Here is a 15,883-nt window from a genome sequence, read left to right as displayed (position 1 = left end):
TGGGCAGCGTGTCAGCCTAGCCGCCGCCGATGGCGGCGGCAACGGCGGGGGAGCGGGGCCCGCGGCATCCGCTCGGGTACGCTCATCCGAGGCATTCCGCACCATCACGCCGCGACACCGGGGGGACATGTACCTCAAGAGCCTCACCCTGAAGGGCTTCAAGTCCTTCGCGCAGCCGACCACCTTCGCGTTCGAGCCGGGTGTCACGTGCATCGTCGGCCCCAACGGCTCCGGCAAGTCGAACGTCGTCGACGCGCTCGCCTGGGTGATGGGGGAGCAGGGCGCCAAGACCCTCCGCGGCGGCAAGATGGAGGACGTCATCTTCGCGGGCACCTCCACGCGGGGCCCGCTCGGCCGCGCCGAGGTCAGCCTGACCATCGACAACACGGATGGCGCGCTGCCGATCGAGTACACCGAGGTCACGATCTCGCGGACGCTGTTCCGCAACGGCGGCAGCGAGTACGCCATCAACGGCGAGCAGTGCCGACTGCTCGACGTGCAGGAGCTGCTCAGCGACTCCGGCCTCGGCCGCGAGATGCACGTCATCGTCGGGCAGGGCCAGCTCGACCAGGTGCTGCACGCGAGCCCGGAGGACCGGCGCGGGTTCATCGAGGAGGCCGCGGGCATCCTCAAGCACCGCCGGCGCAAGGAGAAGACGCTCCGCAAGCTCGACGCCATGCAGGCGAACCTCACGCGCCTGACCGACCTCGCCGCCGAGCTCCGCCGGCAGCTGAAGCCGCTCGGCCGCCAGGCCGAGGTCGCCCGCGAGGCCGCGGGCATCGCCGCCGTGGTGCGCGACGCGAAGGCGCGGCTCGTGGCCGACGAGGTCGTCGAGCTGCGGCGCGCGCTCGAGGCGGCCGGGCGGACCGAGCACGAGCGGCACGCCGAGCGACTCGTGCTGCAGCAGGAGCTCGAGCGCCACCAGGCCCACATCGACCGGCTCGAGCAGGCGCAGGGCGGCGACGACGTCGATCGGGCCCGTGCCGTGAGCTTCGCGCTCGAGCAGTCCGAGGCCAGGCTCCGCTCCCTCGATTCGCTCGCCCGGCAGCGCATCGCGCTGCTCTCCGCGGCCGACGAGGGAACGGATGCGGCGCCCACGGTCACCCGTGCCGACATCGATGCGGCGCGCGCCGAGCTCGACGGGATCCGCAGCGGCGTGGGCGACGCGGCATCCGCGCTCGAGCAGGCCGCCGCGGCGACCCGGGAGTCGCGGACCGCGCTCGACGCGGTCGACGAGGAGATCGCCGCGCAGGCGGCGCGCGTGAGCGCGTACGACCTGCGCGCGTCGCAGCTCTCCGGGCGGGCGGATGCCGCGGCCTCGAAGCTCGCGGCGGTGCGCGGCGAGGTGCTGCGGCACCGGAACGCGCTCGACGCGGCGCTGGCGCGGCGGGAGACGGCCGCCGCCGACCTCGCGCGTGTCGAGGCGGAATCCGACGCCGACCCCGTGTCGGCGACCGATCTCGACGAGGCGTACGAGCTTGCGCAGGCCGCGGTCTTCGAGGCCGAGGCCGAGATCGAGAGGCTCCGCGAGGCGCTGCACGACCGCGAACGCGAACGCGATGCGCTCGGGGCTCGAGTGGGCGCGCTCTCGCTCGCGCTCGACCAGAAGGACGGGTCGGCCGCGCTCGCCGCATCCGGCACCGCGGGCGTGCGCGGCCTCCTCGCCGAGCACCTGCGCGTCGAGCCCGGCTACGAGGCCGCGATCGCCGCGGCGCTCGGCCCGCTGGCCGAGTCGGTGCTCGTCGACGACCGGGAGGCGGCGCTCGAGGCCGTCGCCCTCGCGACCGACGAGGACCTCGGACGCGTCGCGCTCGCCATCGCCGAGCCCGGCCCCGATCGCCGTGCCGCCGAACGAGCCCTCGCCGTCGACGGGCTCACCGCCGCGGCCGATGTCGTCGTCGCGCCCGCCGGCATCCTCGCACTCCTCTCCGAGGTGCTCGTCGCCGACGACCTCGACGCGGTGCGCGCCGCCGAGTCGGCGCTCGCCGCCCTCGATCGGCCCGCGACCGTGATCACGCGCGACGGCACCGTCGTCGGTCGTTACGTCGTGCACGGCGGCTCGGGCCGCACGCAGAGCCGCATCGAGCTGTTCGCCGAGCGCGATCGAGCCCAGGCCCGGCTCGACGAGGTCCGATCCGACATCGAGCGCGCCCGCGTCGACCTCGACGAGCAGCGCGGCAACGCCGAGCACGCCAAGGAGCAGTCGAAGCTCGCGCTCGCGGCGCTCCGCGAGTTCGACGCGCAGCTCGCCCAGCGCACCGAGGCGCTGAACCGCGCCCGCGTGCAGGCCGAGGCCGCCGCCGCCGAGACCGACCGCCTCGCCGATGCGCTCCGGACCGCCGAGGAGCGCATCGCCGAGGCCGAGCAGGCCGCCACCGCGGCGAAGGACGACGTCGAGGCCGCACGCGCCGAACCGCGTCCCGTGCTCGAGGCCGACCGCCGCGACGGCGCGCTCGCCTCGCTGGAGCGCGCGCGGGAGGGCGAGGTCGAGGCGCGACTGCGGCTCGAGACCGCACGCGAGCGGGTGCGCGCCGAGGAGGCGCGCATCGTCGCGATGGAGCGCCAGCACGACGCGGAGCGACGCGCGGCCGACGAGGCCGCGCGGCGCGCGGTCATCCGCCGTGCCCAGCTCGAGGCGGCGTCACGTGTCGCCGACGCCCTTCCGCCGGTCCTCGCCGCGGTCGGTCGCTCGGTCGCCGAGGCGCGCGTCGCGCTCGCGTCAGCGGAGGCCGAGCGGGCGAGCCGCAACGAGGAGGTCCAAGCCGCACGACGCGCCGAGGCATCCGCTCGCGAACGCCTGCAGTCGGTCACGGAGGACGTGCACGGCCTCGAGCTGCGCATCTACGAGAAGAAGCTCCACGTCGGTTCGCTCGTCGAACGCGCTGAGAGCGAGCTCGGACTCGGCGAGGGCGTGCTCGTCGCCGAATACGGTCCCGACCAACCGGTTCCCGACGACGCCGATGCCGACGCCGAGCCGCGGCCGTTCGTGCGCGCCGAACAGCAGAAGCGGCTGCAGGCCGCCGAGCGCAAGCTCGCCCAGCTCGGCCGGGTCAACCCGCTCGCGCTCGAGGAGTTCGCGGCGCTCGAGCAGCGCCACCAGTTCCTGACCGAGCAGCTCACCGACCTGGCCAACACCCGCAAGGACCTCCTCACGATCATCGAGGAGATCGACGGGCGCATGGAGTCGATCTTCCGCTCGGCCTTCGAGGACACGCGCGAGGCCTTCGCCGAGGTGTTCCCCGTCCTGTTCCCGGGCGGCGAGGGGCGCATCTCGCTCACGAACCCCGACGACCTGCTCACGACCGGGATCGAGGTGAGCGTGAAGCCCGCCGGCAAGAAGATCGAACGACTCTCGCTGCTCTCGGGAGGCGAGCGCTCGCTCGCGGCGGTGGCGCTGCTCATGGCGATCTTCAAGGCGCGCCCGAGCCCGTTCTACATCATGGACGAGGTCGAGGCCGCGCTCGACGACGCCAACCTCGGGCGCCTGCTCACGACCTTCGAGAGCCTCCGCGAGGAGAGCCAGCTGATCGTCATCACGCACCAGAAGCGCACGATGGAGATCGCCGACGCGCTCTACGGCGTCTCGATGCGACAGGACGGCGTGTCGGCGGTGGTCGGCCAGCGCGTGCGCGAGGAGTTCGGCGCGAAGGCCAGCTGAGACGACGGATGCCGCGGCCCGCGGCGTTCGACCACTCCGCGGCATCCGCTCACGTCAACCGACGGTCGCCCGGCGCGAGCACGCGGAACCAGCGGTAGCCGTACGCGTCGAGCTCGACGTCGACCCGGCCGCGCTCGTCGATCGGGTCCGCGTCGACGGCGAACAGGTCGGAGAGCAGCGATTCGTCGGGGAGCTCGCCGAGCTCGAGCGTCACGCGAACGGGCCGCGGCGCGAAGTTGTGCAGCGCGACGAATCGAAGGTCGTCCTCGGTGATGCGGTGGGCGAGCACCGCGGGATCGCCGACGTCGAGCAGCTCGAACGCGCCCCACCCGATCTCGGGCGAGCTGCGGTACCTCGTCACGAAGCCGCGGATCGTCGAGAGCAGCGAATCGGGATCGTGCATCTGCGCCTCGACGCTGACGTGCTCGGGCGCGTACCCGTCTGCGGGCGGGGATGCAGCGAGCCGACCCGGCGCGGCCCGAGAGAAGCCGCCGTTGCGACCGCCCGTCCACTGCATCGGCGTGCGCACGGCCTGGCGCTTGTCCTGCTCGCCGTTCTCGCCCATGCCGATCTCCTCGCCGTAGAACAGCACGGGCGTGCCGGGCAGCGCGAACAGCAGGCTGTAGGCCATGCGGATGCGGCGCGGATCGCCCTCGAGCATCGGCGGCAGCCGTCGGACGATGCCGCGGCCGTACACGCGCATCCAGTCCTCGGGGGCGAACGCGTCGAAGACCTCCTGGCGCTCGGCGTCGGAGAGCTTGTCGAGCGTGAGCTCGTCGTGGTTGCGCACGAAGTTCGCCCACTGCTTCTCGGGCTCGAGCTGCGGACGTCGCGCGAGCGTCTCGCGGAGCGCCGTGGCATCGTGCCGGGCGAGCGAGAGGTACAGCCGCTGCATGGCCTCGAAGTCGAACTGCAGCGTGAGCTCGGGCGGATCGCCCTCGGCGCCGAAGTACTCGAGCTGCTCGTCGTACGGCAGGTTGACCTCGCCGAGCAGGATCGCCTCGCTCGCCCGCCGCTGCAGGTAGCGGCGCAGGTCGCGCATGAGCTCGTGCGGGTCGCCGATGTCCTCGCCCTCGGGCGGCTCGATGAGGAAGGGCACGGCGTCGACGCGGAATCCGGAGAATCCGAGCTCCAGCCAGAACCCGACGGTCTTCGCGATCTCGTCGCGCACCTCCGGGTTGGCGATGTTCAGGTCCGGCTGGTGCCGGTAGAACGAGTGCAGGTAGTACTGGCCGGTGCCCTCGTGCCACTCCCACACGCCGTCCTCCTCGCCCGGGAAGACGCTCTCGGGCGGGTTCGGCGGGATCTCGTCGCGCCAGACGTAGAAGTCGCGGTAGGGGGAGTTGCGCCCGCGCTTGGCCGACGTGAACCACGGATGCCGGTCGGACGTGTGGTTCATGACGAGGTCCATGATCACGCGGATGCCGCGGTCCCTCGCGGCACGTGTGAACGCGACGACGTCGCCGAGCGACCCGAGGCGCGGGTCGACGCCGAGGAAGTCGACGATGTCGTACCCGTCGTCCTGGTCGGGCGAGGGCTGGAACGGCATCAGCCAGATGCAGGTGACGCCGAGCTCCGCGAGGTGGTCGAGTCGGTTCGCGAGCCCCTCGAAGTCGCCGGTGCCATCGTCGTTCCAGTCCATGTACGTCTCGACGTCGAGGCAGTAGACGACGGCGGTCTTCCACCACAGGTCGCCGCGGTCGGTCGCTCGCATCGGCTCAGCCCTCGATCCCGGCCGACGGCCCCGCGGAGCGCAGGGCGGGCAGCACGTCGGCGCCGAAGGCGTCGATGAACCCGCGCTGCTCCTGCCCGACGTGGTGGAGGTAGATGCGGTCGACGCCGAGGTCGGCGAGCTCGAGCAGGGCGTCGAGATGGCGCTGCGTGTCCGAGGAGGCGAGCAGCGTGTCGGCGACCTCCGACGGTGCCGCGTCGGCCGTCCGCGCGTCGAACTCCTCGGGGGTCGCGAGCTCCCACGCCAGGTTCGGCGGGACGAGGCTCTGCCGCCACTGGTCATGGGCGATGGCGACGGCCTCGTCGTCGGTCGGCGCCCAGCTGAGGTGCACCTGGACGCAGATCGGCCCGCGACCGCCGGCGCCACGGTACGCGTCGATGAAGTCGCCGAGCGCTTCGCGCTCCTGGTCGACCGTGATCACCCCGTCGGCCCACTCGGCGGTCTCGGCCGCGGTCTCGGTGCTCACCGCTGCGGCGATGAGGGGCGGGGTCTCGTCGGGTCGCGTCCAGAGCCGCGCCTCGTGCACGCTGAACGTGCCCTCGTGGGTGACGGTCTCACCGGCGAGGAGGCGGCGCATGACGTCGATCGCCTCGGTCAGCCGCCGGTCGCGGTGGTCCTTCTCCGGCCAGGGTTCGCCCGTGATGTGCTCGTTGACGGCCTCGCCACTGCCGATGGCCGCCCAGAACCGGCCGGGGAACATCTCTCCGAGCGTCGCGATCTTCTGCGCCGCGACGGCCGGGTGGTACCGCTGGCCGGGAGCGGTCACGACGCCGAGCGAGAGCGAGGTCGCCTGCAGCGCCGCGCCGAGCCACGACCAGGCGTAGCCCGAATGGCCCTGACGCACGCTCCAGGGCGCCCAGTGGTCACTGCACATGGCTGCGTCGAAGCCGGCCTGCTCCGCGTGCACGACGGCGTCGAGGAGCGCGCTCGGTGGGAGCTGCTCGTGCGACGCGTGGAATCCGACGAGGGGCATGGTGGTCTCCTTCCGCCCGGCCCGATGCTTCCGCGCGAGGCGTGGACGGGCAAGGCCTTGCCGTCACGGCGCGCGGCCGGTAGCGCGGGCGCGGGCGAGCGGCATCGGGCCCTCGGGTGCGGCGGGCCGGAGGCATCCGCCCCCGTAGGCTTGGGGGCATGGCAGAACGCGCATCCTGGTCGCTCGGGTCGGCCCTCCGCAACGTGTTCGGCGCGAGGACGATCGACGAGGACACCTGGGACGACCTCGAGTCCGCGCTCATCCGCGCCGACTTCGGGCCGGCGGTGACCGAGGAGATCGTCGAGTCGATCAAGGCGCAGGTCGAGCGGTACAAGACCACCGACCCTCGTGACGTGCAGCGGATGCTCCGCGAGACCCTCGAGGAGCGGCTCGCCAAGTACGACCCGACGCTCAAGCTCACCGAGCGCCCCGCGGTCGTGCTCGTCGTCGGCGTGAACGGCGTCGGCAAGACGACCACGATCGGCAAGTTCGCCAAGTTCCTCGGCAACTACGGCCGGAGCGTCGTCGTCGGCGCGGCCGACACCTTCCGTGCGGCCGCGGTCGACCAGCTCGCGACGTGGGCGGAGCGCGCGGGCGCTCAGGTGGTCCGGCCCGAGCGCGAGGGCCAGGACCCGGCCTCCGTCGCCTTCCAGACGGTCGACTACGCCAAGCGCACCGGCACCGAGATGGTCATCATCGACACCGCGGGCCGCCTGCACACCAAGGGCGGGCTCATGGACGAGCTCGGCAAGATCCGGCGCGTCGTCGAGAAGCAGGCGCCGATCAGCGAGGTCCTCCTCGTGCTCGACGCGACCACCGGGCAGAACGGGCTCGCGCAGGCCGAGGCGTTCATCCAGCACGGCGGCGTCACGGGCCTCGTGCTGACCAAGCTCGACGGCTCCGCCAAGGGCGGGTTCGTCATCGCGGTGCAGGAGAAGACCGGGCTGCCGATCAAGCTCATCGGGCAGGGCGAGGGCATCGGCGACCTCACGGGCTTCACGCCGCACGTGTTCGCGCAACAGCTCGTCGGCTGAGGAGGGAGAGCGCGCATGTCCATGGAGCACGACTACTTCGGACTCGTCGGCGACTACTGGTCGGAGGAGGTCGAGTACGGCGACCAGCGCGTCGAGGTCGTCCTCGACGCCGATGCCGACACCGTGGCGCTCGCGGCGCTGGATGTCGCGGCGACCCTCGTCGGCGAGCTCGAGCTCGTCGACGACGAACTCCGGTCGGCGTTCGTGACGCAGCTCGACTCGGGCTCGTCGCCCGTGGCGCGATTCCTGGCGGCGGTGCTCGACCCCGACCTGGAGCAGGCCGAGGAGGTCGAGGCCGCGATCGGCCGCGACTCGGGCGACCGCCAGATCGACGCGTTGCGGTCGATGTCCCTCATCCGGGTCGACCTCCGCCCCGACGCCGATGAGCCCGGCGATGCGTTCGCCGAGTTCGAGTTCGGCCTCGCGCCCGAGGACACCGACGAGCGGCTCGTCGCGTCGATCGACCTCGAGCGCGAGATCGTCGACGTCCGCTTCGAAGGCTGAGCCGGTCCCGGCGCCCGACCGGGGCTGAGCGGATGCCGCGGCGCCGCCCTCTACACTTGAGGGCATCATGGCTACGTTCGGCACCCTCTCCGACCGTCTCACCGAGACGTTCAAGAACCTCCGCACCAAGGGCAAGCTCTCCGCCTCAGACGTCGACGGCACCGTCCGCGAGATCCGGCGCGCGCTGCTCGACGCCGACGTCTCGCTCGACGTCGTGAAGACGTTCACCGCGACGGTGCGCGAGCGCGCGCTCGGCGACGAGGTCAACCGGGCGCTGAACCCCGCGCAGCAGGTCGTGCAGATCGTCAACGAGGAGCTCGTCGGCATCCTCGGCGGGCAGCAGCGCCGGCTGCAGTTCGCGAAGACCCCGCCGACCGTCATCATGCTCGCGGGCCTCCAGGGCGCGGGCAAGACGACGCTCGCGGGAAAGCTCGCGAAGTGGTTGAAGAAGGACGGCCACACGCCCATGCTCGTGGCCGCCGACCTCCAGCGACCGAACGCCGTGAACCAGCTCCAGGTCGTCGGCGAGCAGGCGGGCGTCACCGTCTTCGCGCCCGAGCCCGGCAACGGCGTGGGCGACCCCGTCCGCGTCGCGAAGGACGCGATCGCGCAGGCGCAGCGTGCCCAGCACGACGTGGTCGTCATCGACACCGCGGGCCGTCTCGGCGTCGACGCCGAGATGATGAAGCAGGCCGCCGACATCCGGAAGGCCACGAACCCCGACGAGGTCCTCTTCGTCATCGACGCCATGATCGGCCAGGACGCCGTCACGACCGCGAAGGCCTTCCAGGACGGGGTCGACTTCACGGGCGTCGTGCTCTCCAAGCTCGACGGCGACGCGCGCGGCGGTGCCGCGCTCTCCGTGGCATCCGTCACCGGCCGCCCGATCATCTTCGCGTCGACCGGTGAGACGCTCGACGACTTCGAGCCCTTCCACCCCGACCGCATGGCGAGCCGCATCCTCGACCTCGGCGACATCCTCACCCTCATCGAGCAGGCCCAGCAGGCCTTCGACGAGGAGGAGGCGCTCAAGGTCGCCGAGAAGATCGCGACCGAGCAGTTCACGCTCGACGACTTCCTGGCGCAGATGCAGCAGCTGCGCGGTGCGGGCTCGATCAAGAAGATGCTCGGCATGCTCCCCGGCGCGGGTGGCATGAAGCAGCAGCTCGAGAACTTCGACGAGCGCGAGATCGTGCGCACCGAGGCGATCATCCAGTCGATGACGCCCGCCGAGCGCAAGAACACCAAGCTCCTGAACGGCTCGCGCCGCCTCCGCATCGCGAAGGGCTCCGGCATGACCGTCACCGACGTCAACCAGCTCGTGCAGCGCTTCGAGCAGGCCGCGAAGATGATGAAGACCGTCGCGCGCGGGGGCACGCCGCAGATCCCCGGCATGGGCCCGATCCCCGGCGCCGGCGGGTACGGCGGCGGCAAGCGCCAGGCTGCGAAGAACAAGAAGAAGTCCGGCGGCGGGTCACGCTCGGGCAACCCCGCGAAGCGCGCCGCGGAGAACGCGGCGATCGCGTCGGGCCAGGCGCCCGGTGGGCCCTCGAACGCCCCCGCCGGCTCGGGCTTCGGCGTCGGCGGCGCCGCGGGCGCCAAGGGCGCCCCGTCCGAGGAGGAGATGGCCGCGCTGCAGAAGCTGCTCGGCCGCTGACCTCTCGTCATCGGCATGCCGAGGGGGAGCGCCCCGGCGTAGTGTTGGACCCGCGGCTCGCGCCGCGGACGAGGACGGAGCGACGATGACGACCGGCGACCCCGACTACCGCGACTCGGGCCTCGAGTTCGCACCCGACTTCCTGCTCGGTTCGGCGACTGCGTCGTACCAGATCGAGGGCGCCGCGACGGAGGACGGCCGGGGTCCCTCCATCTGGGACACGTTCAGTCACACGCCCGGCAAGGTCTGGAACGGCGACACCGGCGATGTCGCGTGCGACCACTACCACCGTTGGGAGTCCGACCTCGACCTCATGGCCGAGCTCGGCCTCGAGGCGTACCGGTTCTCGATCGCGTGGCCGCGCATCCAGCCGACCGGGCGCGGCCCGGCGAACGAGGCCGGGCTGGCGTTCTACGAGCGACTCGTCGACGGACTGATCGCACGCGGCATCCGCCCCATCGCGACGCTCTACCACTGGGACCTGCCGCAGGCGCTCGAGGACGAGGGCGGCTGGACCAACCGCGCGACCGCCGAGGCGTTCGCCGACTACGCGCGGATCATGGGGGAGCGGCTCGGCGACCGCGTCGCCGTGTGGACGACCCTCAACGAACCGTGGTGCTCCGCGTACCTCGGCTACGGCTCCGGTGCGCATGCGCCCGGGCTCATGGAGGGCGCGAAGGCGCTCGCCGCAGTGCACCACCTGAACCTCGCGCACGGCCTCGCGGTCGCCGCGCTCCGCGAGGTCGTGACGAACGACCCGGGTTTCTCGATCACGCTCAACCTGCACGTCATCCGCCCCTCCGGTGAGACGGGGCACGAGGCGGCGCGCCGCATCGACGGGCTGGCGAACCGCGTCTTCCTGGGCCCGCTGTTCGGCGACGGCTATCCGTCCGACGTGATCGAGGACACCGCCGAGGTCACGGACTGGTCGTTCGTGAAGCCCGGCGACACCGAGCTCATCGCGCAGCCGATCGACCTGCTCGGGGTGAACTACTACTCGACGGTGACCGTGCGGATGTGGGACGGCGTCTCGCCGCGCGTGAACGCCGACGGCCACAAGGACATGGGCGGCACCCCGTGGCCCGGCTCGCAGCACGTCGAGTTCCTCGAGCAGCCGGGGCCGTACACCGCGATGGGCTGGAACATCGACCCGTCCGGGCTCGAGGACCTGCTGATCGCCCTCCACGGCGCGTACCCCGAGGTGCCGCTCATGATCACCGAGAACGGCGCCGCCTTCGACGACGTCGTGACCGAGGGGGTCGACGGCCCCGAGGTCCGCGACCTCGACCGAATCGACTACCTGCGCCGGCACTTCACGGCCGCGCACCGCGCGATGGCCCGCGGCGTCGATCTCCGCGGGTTCCAGGTGTGGTCGCTCATGGACAACTTCGAGTGGGGCTACGGCTACTCCAAGCGGTTCGGCATCGTGCGGGTCGACTACGACACGCTCGAGCGGCTGCCGAAGGCGAGCGCCCGCTGGTTCGCCGAGCTCATCCGCACGCGGCGGATCCCCGAGTAGCCGGCCTCAGCCGTCCGAGGCGGCGCCGTCGCCCGTGCGCGGTAGCGTGCCCTCGCGGAGTTCGCGTGCGAGGTGCGCGACGACCGCGGTCAGGTCGCCGTCGTGCTGCTCGGCGACCTTCAACTGGCGCTGGTACCCGGCGCCCTCGTCGAGGGTGCGGCGGATGCGCTGCAGCTCGACCGCGCAGCCGAGGCGTTCGGCCACGGGGGCGAGCGTCACGAGCAGGTCGCGGAGCGCGTCGGTGACCGGACGCTGGTTGCCCGCGGCATCCGTGATGATCTCGGCGTGCATGCCGTAGCGGGCCGCGCGCCACTTGTTCTCGCGCACGTACCAGGGCTGCATGACCGGGAGGGTCTCGCCGTCGTCGAGCCGCGTCGACATCCACTCGACCAGGCACTGGATGAGCGCGGCGATCGCGCCGATCTCGTCGGCCGACGACACGCCGTCGCAGACGCGCACCTCGACCGTGCCCCACCGGGGCGAGGGGCGGATGTCCCAGCGCACCTCGGTGTGGTCCTCGATGACGCCCGTTCGGACGAGGTCGTCGACGTAGCGCTCGTACGCGCCCCAGTCGGGCAGCTGGTACGGGAGCCCGGCGGTGGGCAGCTGCTGGAACATCAGCGCCCGGTTCGAGGCGTAGCCCGTCTCGACGCCCGCCCAGAACGGGCTGGAGGCGGACAGGGCCTGCAGGTGCGGGACGTACGCGAGCAGGCCATCGAGGATCGGCAGCGCCTTGTCGCGCTCCTCGATGCCGACGTGCACGTGGATGCCCCAGATCATCATGTTGCGGCCCCACCAGCGCGTGCGCTCGATGAGCTTGCGGTAGCGCGGCTTGTCGGTGAGGCGCTGGTCGTACCACCGACTGAACGGGTGCGATCCGCTGCACATCAACTCGTACTCGCCGAGCTGGTCGAGCACGGCGCGCACCTCGCCCACCTGTCCGGTGAGGTCGTCGACGGCCCCGGCGACGTCGGTGTGGACCCCGCTGACGAGTTCGACCGTGTTGGTCAGCAATTCGGAGGTGATGAACGGATGCGGCGTCCCGTCGGTGCCGTCGAGCTCGGCGAGCACGCGGTCACCCACCGAGGCCAGTTCGCCGGTCGACCGGTCGACGATCGCGAGCTCCCACTCGATGCCCACGGTGGATCGTTCGGATCTCGCGAACTCGATCGCCATGCGGCACCCCCGTCCCCGCGCCCGTGGGCGCAGGGCAATCATGACATGCGGCGTCGGGTGCGGGAGGCGTCGATGACGCGGGAATCGCGCTGTCGTCGCGGGCACCCGACCGGCTAGCCTGTAATGCATGACACAGTACTGGGCGCGTCATGGCTGAGCCGGCTCGACTGCGCGAGGCCGCGAGCCTGCGCGAGCAGGTCGAGCGCGCGATCTCCTCGCGGATCGTCTCGGGCGAGGCCGCACCGGGCGACGTGCTCACCGTGCCGACCATGGCGACCGCGTTCGGCGTCAGCGCCACGCCCGTGCGCGAGGCGATGCTCGACCTCGCCCGCCGAGGCTTCCTCGCGCCGATGCGCAATCGCGGATTCCGGGTGACGGAGGTCTCGCTCGACGAGGTCCGCCAGCTCCGCGAGGTGCGTCGCCTGCTCGAGGTGCCGCCGATGCACTCGCTCGCCGGGCGCGTGCCCGAGGAGACCGCGTCGCGGCTCCTGGAGCTCGCCGCCGAGATCGTCCGCGCGGGCGAGGAGGGCCGGTTCCAGGACTACCTCGAGGCCGACACGAGATTCCACCTGACCCTGCTCGAGCTCACGGGCAACCGATTCCTGGTCGACGTCGTGGGCGAGCTGCGCCGCCAGACGCGCCTGACCGGCCTCGTCGAACTCGCCGAGTCGGGCGCGCTGACCGAGTCGGCACTCGAGCACGCCGAGCTCGTGCGGCTGCTCGTCGACGGTCGCGGCGATGCCGCCGCCGACCTGATGTCGCGCCACATCGGCCATGTGGGCGGCATCTGGAGCGGCGAGCGCGAGGAGTGAGGCGCAGCGTGCGGGTGGTGGTGATCGGAGCCGGCATCGTGGGTGCCGCCTGCGCGCTCGCCCTCGTCGAGCGCGGTGCGGAGGTCGTGGTCGTCGATCGGGTCGGCGTCGCCGGCGAGACGTCGAGCCGCTGCGAGGGGAACCTCCTGGTGAGCGACAAGGCGCCCGGCGCCGAGGCCGACCTCGCGACGGCCTCGAACGCGATGTGGCGCGACCTCGCCGAGCGACTCGACGCCGACCGGCGAGACGGGCAGCCCGCGACCGAGTTCGAGGCCAAGGGCGGCATCGTCGTCGCGTTCGCCGGGGGCGAGGCCGCGCTCGACGGCTTCGCCGACGCGCAGCGGGCGACCGGCATCCGGGCCGAGTCGATGGATGCCGCCGCGCTCGCGGCCGCCGAGCCGTTCCTGTCGCCCGAGGTCGCCCGTGCCGTCCACTACCCCGACGACGCGCAGGTGCAGCCGTCGAACGCGACGCAGGCGCTCGCCGCCGCGGCGCTCCGCGGCGGTGCGCGGCTCGTGGTCGCCGAGGTCACGGGCGGGCTCGGGCCGCCCGGCCGGCTCGCCGGCGTGAACACGACGGCGGGCCCGTTCGCCGCCGACGTGGTGGTGAACTGCGCCGGGCCCTGGTCGGGCGAGGTCGCGGCGCGCCTCGGCGCCCGCCTCGACATCCGGCCGCGGCGCGGCGTGATCCTCGTCACGACGCCGATGCGGCAGCGCGTGTTCCACAAGGTGTACGACAGCGACTACGTGGGTGCCGTCGGGTCGGGTGACGCCGCCCTGCAGACCTCCACCGTCGTCGAGTCCACGCCCGGCGGGACGGTGCTGATCGGCTCCAGCCGCGAACGCGTCGGCTTCGACGAGCGGTCCGGCGTCGCGCCGGCGGCGGCGATCGCGGCCAAGGCCGTCCGCCTCTTCCCGTTCCTCGAGCACACCACCCTGCTGCGCAGCTACGTCGGCTTCCGTCCGTACGCGCCCGACCACCTTCCCGTCATCGGCGCCGATCCGGATCTCGCGGGGCTCGTGCACGCGACCGGCCACGAGGGCGCGGGCATCGGGCTCGCCCCGGCCACCGCCGAACTCGTCGCCCACGCCGTGCTCGGCGCACCCACCGCCCTCGATCCGACGCCGTTCCTGCCGAGCCGGCGCAGCCTCCGGGAGACCGCATGATCCGCATCACCGTCGATGGCGAGCCCGTCCGGGGTCGGCAGGGCCAGACCATCGCCGGCGTACTCATCGGTGCCGGCCGCACCGCATGGCGCACGTCGCCGACGGGGGGCCGGGGAGTGTTCTGCGGCATCGGCGTCTGCCACGACTGCCTCGTGACCGTCAACGACGTCGAAGGGGTGCGCGCGTGCCGGCGCGAGGCCGTCGACGGCGATCGCGTCGAACGGGAGGTGCGCGAATGAGGCACGTCGCGATCCTCGGCGGCGGACCGGCCGGCCTCGCGGCCGCGCAGGGCGCCCTCGCCGCCGGCGCACGGGTCAGCCTCCTCGACGAGGGCGACCGGCTCGGAGGCCAGTTCTGGCGACATCACGAGCGGCTCACCGACCCCCGTCTCCAGCACGGATGGCACCGGTTCGAGCGACTCCGCGGCGCGCTGGCCGCCGGCGAAGCGCAGGTGCTCGTCGGCACGAGCGTATGGTCGGCCGAGGCATCCGCCGACGGGATCCGGCTGCGGGCCGTGGTCGGCGACGCCGACGGCGACCGCCGGACCCCGCTCGCGATCGACGCCGACGCGATCGTCGTCGCCACGGGCGCGCACGACCTCGCGCTCCCCGTCCCCGGCTGGACCCTGCCCGGTGTCACCACGGCCGGCGCGGCCCAGGCGCTCGCGAAGCGCGACGGCGTCGCCGTCGGGCGTCGCACGATCGTGAGCGGTTCGGGACCGTTCCTGCTGCCCGTCGCGCAGTCGCTCGCGCTCGTCGGGTCGCAGGTGGTCGGCGTGCACGAGGCGTCCCGCGTGCCCGCGCTCGCCGACGGGTGGCTCACGCGCGCCTGGGAGCTCTCGGGGAAGGCGGGCGAGTTCGCCGGATACGTCGGCGCGCTCGTCCGTCGCCGGATCCCGTACCGGACCGGCAGCGCGGTGGTGCGCGTGGTCGGGCGCGACCGGGTGGAGGGCGCCGTCGTGGCCCGGCTCGACGCGGACTGGCGCCCGATCCCGGGAACCGAGCGCGAGGTCGCGTGCGATGCCGTCGCCCTCGGCCACGGGTTCACGCCCCGACTCGAGGCCGCCATCGCACTGGGGTGCGCGCTCGAGGGCGACCGCAGCGGGCGCATCGTCGCGGTGGACCCGGCGCAGCGGACGAGCGTCGCGCACGTGTTCGCCGCGGGCGAGGTCACCGGGGTCGGCGGTGCCGACGCCGCGCTCGCCGAGGGCGCCGTCGCCGGGTTCGTCGCCGCGGGCGGCGCGCTCGACGACCCGCGGATCCGGGGGCCGTTGACCGCGAGACGGCGCACCGGGGCGTTCGCGCTCCGCCTCGAGCGGGCGCACGCGATCCGCCCCGGATGGACGTCGTGGCTCGACGACGACACGATCGTGTGCCGCTGCGAGGCCGTCACCCGGCGGGCGGTCGTGGAGCGCGCCGACGTGCCGCTCCGCGCGATGCGGCTCGCGACGCGTGCGGGGCTCGGCCCCTGCCAGGGGCGCACGTGCGGCCGGGCCGTCGAGGCGATCGTCGCCGAGTCCGGGGGCGCCGCGGCATCCGTCGGGTTCGACCGCCGGCCCGTGCTCGCGCCGGTGCGGATCGGCGAGCTGGCGGCGCTTGCCGAGCCCGATCAGCAAACGTAGTATGTGACATATTACTTATCGATTCCGGAGG

At 72.8% G+C, this 15,883-nt stretch carries 12 protein-coding genes; 9 read left to right on the top strand and 3 right to left on the bottom strand.

Translation table 11 applies throughout. The features are described from left to right. Positions 1 to 127 precede the first annotated feature (127 nt). Positions 128 to 3,658 (top strand): chromosome segregation protein SMC, encoded by a 3,531-nt coding sequence (gene smc, locus ACSJD1_RS13170; protein ID WP_438855746.1) that lies wholly within the window; start codon positions 128 to 130, stop codon positions 3,656 to 3,658. Positions 3,659 to 3,707: 49 nt separating this feature from the next. Here smc and ACSJD1_RS13165 read toward each other — a convergent pair whose 3' ends face one another. Together ACSJD1_RS13165 and ACSJD1_RS13160 are read right to left on the bottom strand one after the other, a co-directional pair. Next, the gene (locus tag ACSJD1_RS13165) at positions 3,708 to 5,372 is read right to left on the bottom strand and encodes an alpha-amylase family protein (RefSeq protein WP_438855745.1); all 1,665 of its coding nucleotides are present in this window, start codon (positions 5,370 to 5,372) and stop codon (positions 3,708 to 3,710) included. A 4-nt stretch (positions 5,373 to 5,376) separates the two neighbouring features. Continuing rightward, a complete protein-coding gene (locus tag ACSJD1_RS13160; RefSeq protein ID WP_438855744.1) occupies positions 5,377 to 6,363 on the bottom strand; it encodes a TIGR03885 family FMN-dependent LLM class oxidoreductase in 987 nt (328 codons plus the stop codon). A gap of 158 nt (positions 6,364 to 6,521) precedes the next feature. Here ACSJD1_RS13160 and ftsY point away from each other — a divergent pair, with 158 nt between their 5' ends. The 4 genes from ftsY (at position 6,522) to ACSJD1_RS13140 (ending at position 11,077) form a co-directional block, all read left to right on the top strand. Continuing rightward, positions 6,522 to 7,397 (top strand): signal recognition particle-docking protein FtsY, encoded by an 876-nt coding sequence (gene ftsY, locus ACSJD1_RS13155; RefSeq protein ID WP_438855743.1) that lies wholly within the window; start codon positions 6,522 to 6,524, stop codon positions 7,395 to 7,397. A gap of 15 nt (positions 7,398 to 7,412) precedes the next feature. Beyond that, the gene (locus tag ACSJD1_RS13150; protein WP_438855742.1) at positions 7,413 to 7,901 is read left to right on the top strand and encodes a hypothetical protein; all 489 of its coding nucleotides are present in this window, start codon (positions 7,413 to 7,415) and stop codon (positions 7,899 to 7,901) included. Between the two features lie 67 nt (positions 7,902 to 7,968). Next, positions 7,969 to 9,558, top strand: coding sequence for a signal recognition particle protein (gene ffh, locus ACSJD1_RS13145; protein WP_438855741.1), 1,590 nt, complete (start codon positions 7,969 to 7,971; stop codon positions 9,556 to 9,558). 85 nt (positions 9,559 to 9,643) lie between these two features. After that, positions 9,644 to 11,077: a GH1 family beta-glucosidase gene (locus ACSJD1_RS13140; protein WP_438855740.1), complete on the top strand. Its 1,434-nt coding sequence runs from the start codon at positions 9,644 to 9,646 to the stop codon at positions 11,075 to 11,077. Between the two features lie 6 nt (positions 11,078 to 11,083). On the opposite strand, the gene ACSJD1_RS13135 is transcribed toward ACSJD1_RS13140, so the two are convergent. After that, the gene (locus ACSJD1_RS13135) at positions 11,084 to 12,253 is read right to left on the bottom strand and encodes a glutamate--cysteine ligase (protein ID WP_438855739.1); all 1,170 of its coding nucleotides are present in this window, start codon (positions 12,251 to 12,253) and stop codon (positions 11,084 to 11,086) included. Between the two features lie 149 nt (positions 12,254 to 12,402). On the opposite strand from ACSJD1_RS13135, the gene ACSJD1_RS13130 reads away from it, so the two are divergent. From ACSJD1_RS13130 to ACSJD1_RS13115, 4 genes are read left to right on the top strand one after another with little or no spacing between them, the layout of a single operon-like run. Beyond that, positions 12,403 to 13,065, top strand: coding sequence for a GntR family transcriptional regulator (locus ACSJD1_RS13130; protein WP_438855738.1), 663 nt, complete (start codon positions 12,403 to 12,405; stop codon positions 13,063 to 13,065). Positions 13,066 to 13,073: 8 nt separating this feature from the next. Beyond that, positions 13,074 to 14,231 (top strand): NAD(P)/FAD-dependent oxidoreductase, encoded by a 1,158-nt coding sequence (locus ACSJD1_RS13125; RefSeq protein WP_438855737.1) that lies wholly within the window; start codon positions 13,074 to 13,076, stop codon positions 14,229 to 14,231. Further along, complete coding sequence (locus ACSJD1_RS13120) at positions 14,228 to 14,470, top strand: (2Fe-2S)-binding protein (RefSeq protein WP_438855736.1); 243 nt, start codon at positions 14,228 to 14,230, stop codon at positions 14,468 to 14,470. The genes ACSJD1_RS13125 and ACSJD1_RS13120 overlap by 4 nt, the downstream gene beginning before the upstream one ends. Continuing rightward, positions 14,467 to 15,852, top strand: coding sequence for an FAD/NAD(P)-dependent oxidoreductase (locus tag ACSJD1_RS13115; protein ID WP_438855735.1), 1,386 nt, complete (start codon positions 14,467 to 14,469; stop codon positions 15,850 to 15,852). Before ACSJD1_RS13120 ends, ACSJD1_RS13115 begins: the two co-directional genes overlap by 4 nt. Positions 15,853 to 15,883: the final 31 nt, after the last annotated feature.

Source organism: Agromyces excoecariae (genome assembly GCF_051715505.1).
In the GTDB taxonomy this organism is placed as follows: Bacteria; Actinomycetota; Actinomycetes; order Actinomycetales; family Microbacteriaceae; genus Agromyces.
The sequence above is the reverse complement of the archived record's forward strand: the minus strand, read 5'-3'. Positions and strand labels throughout refer to the sequence as shown.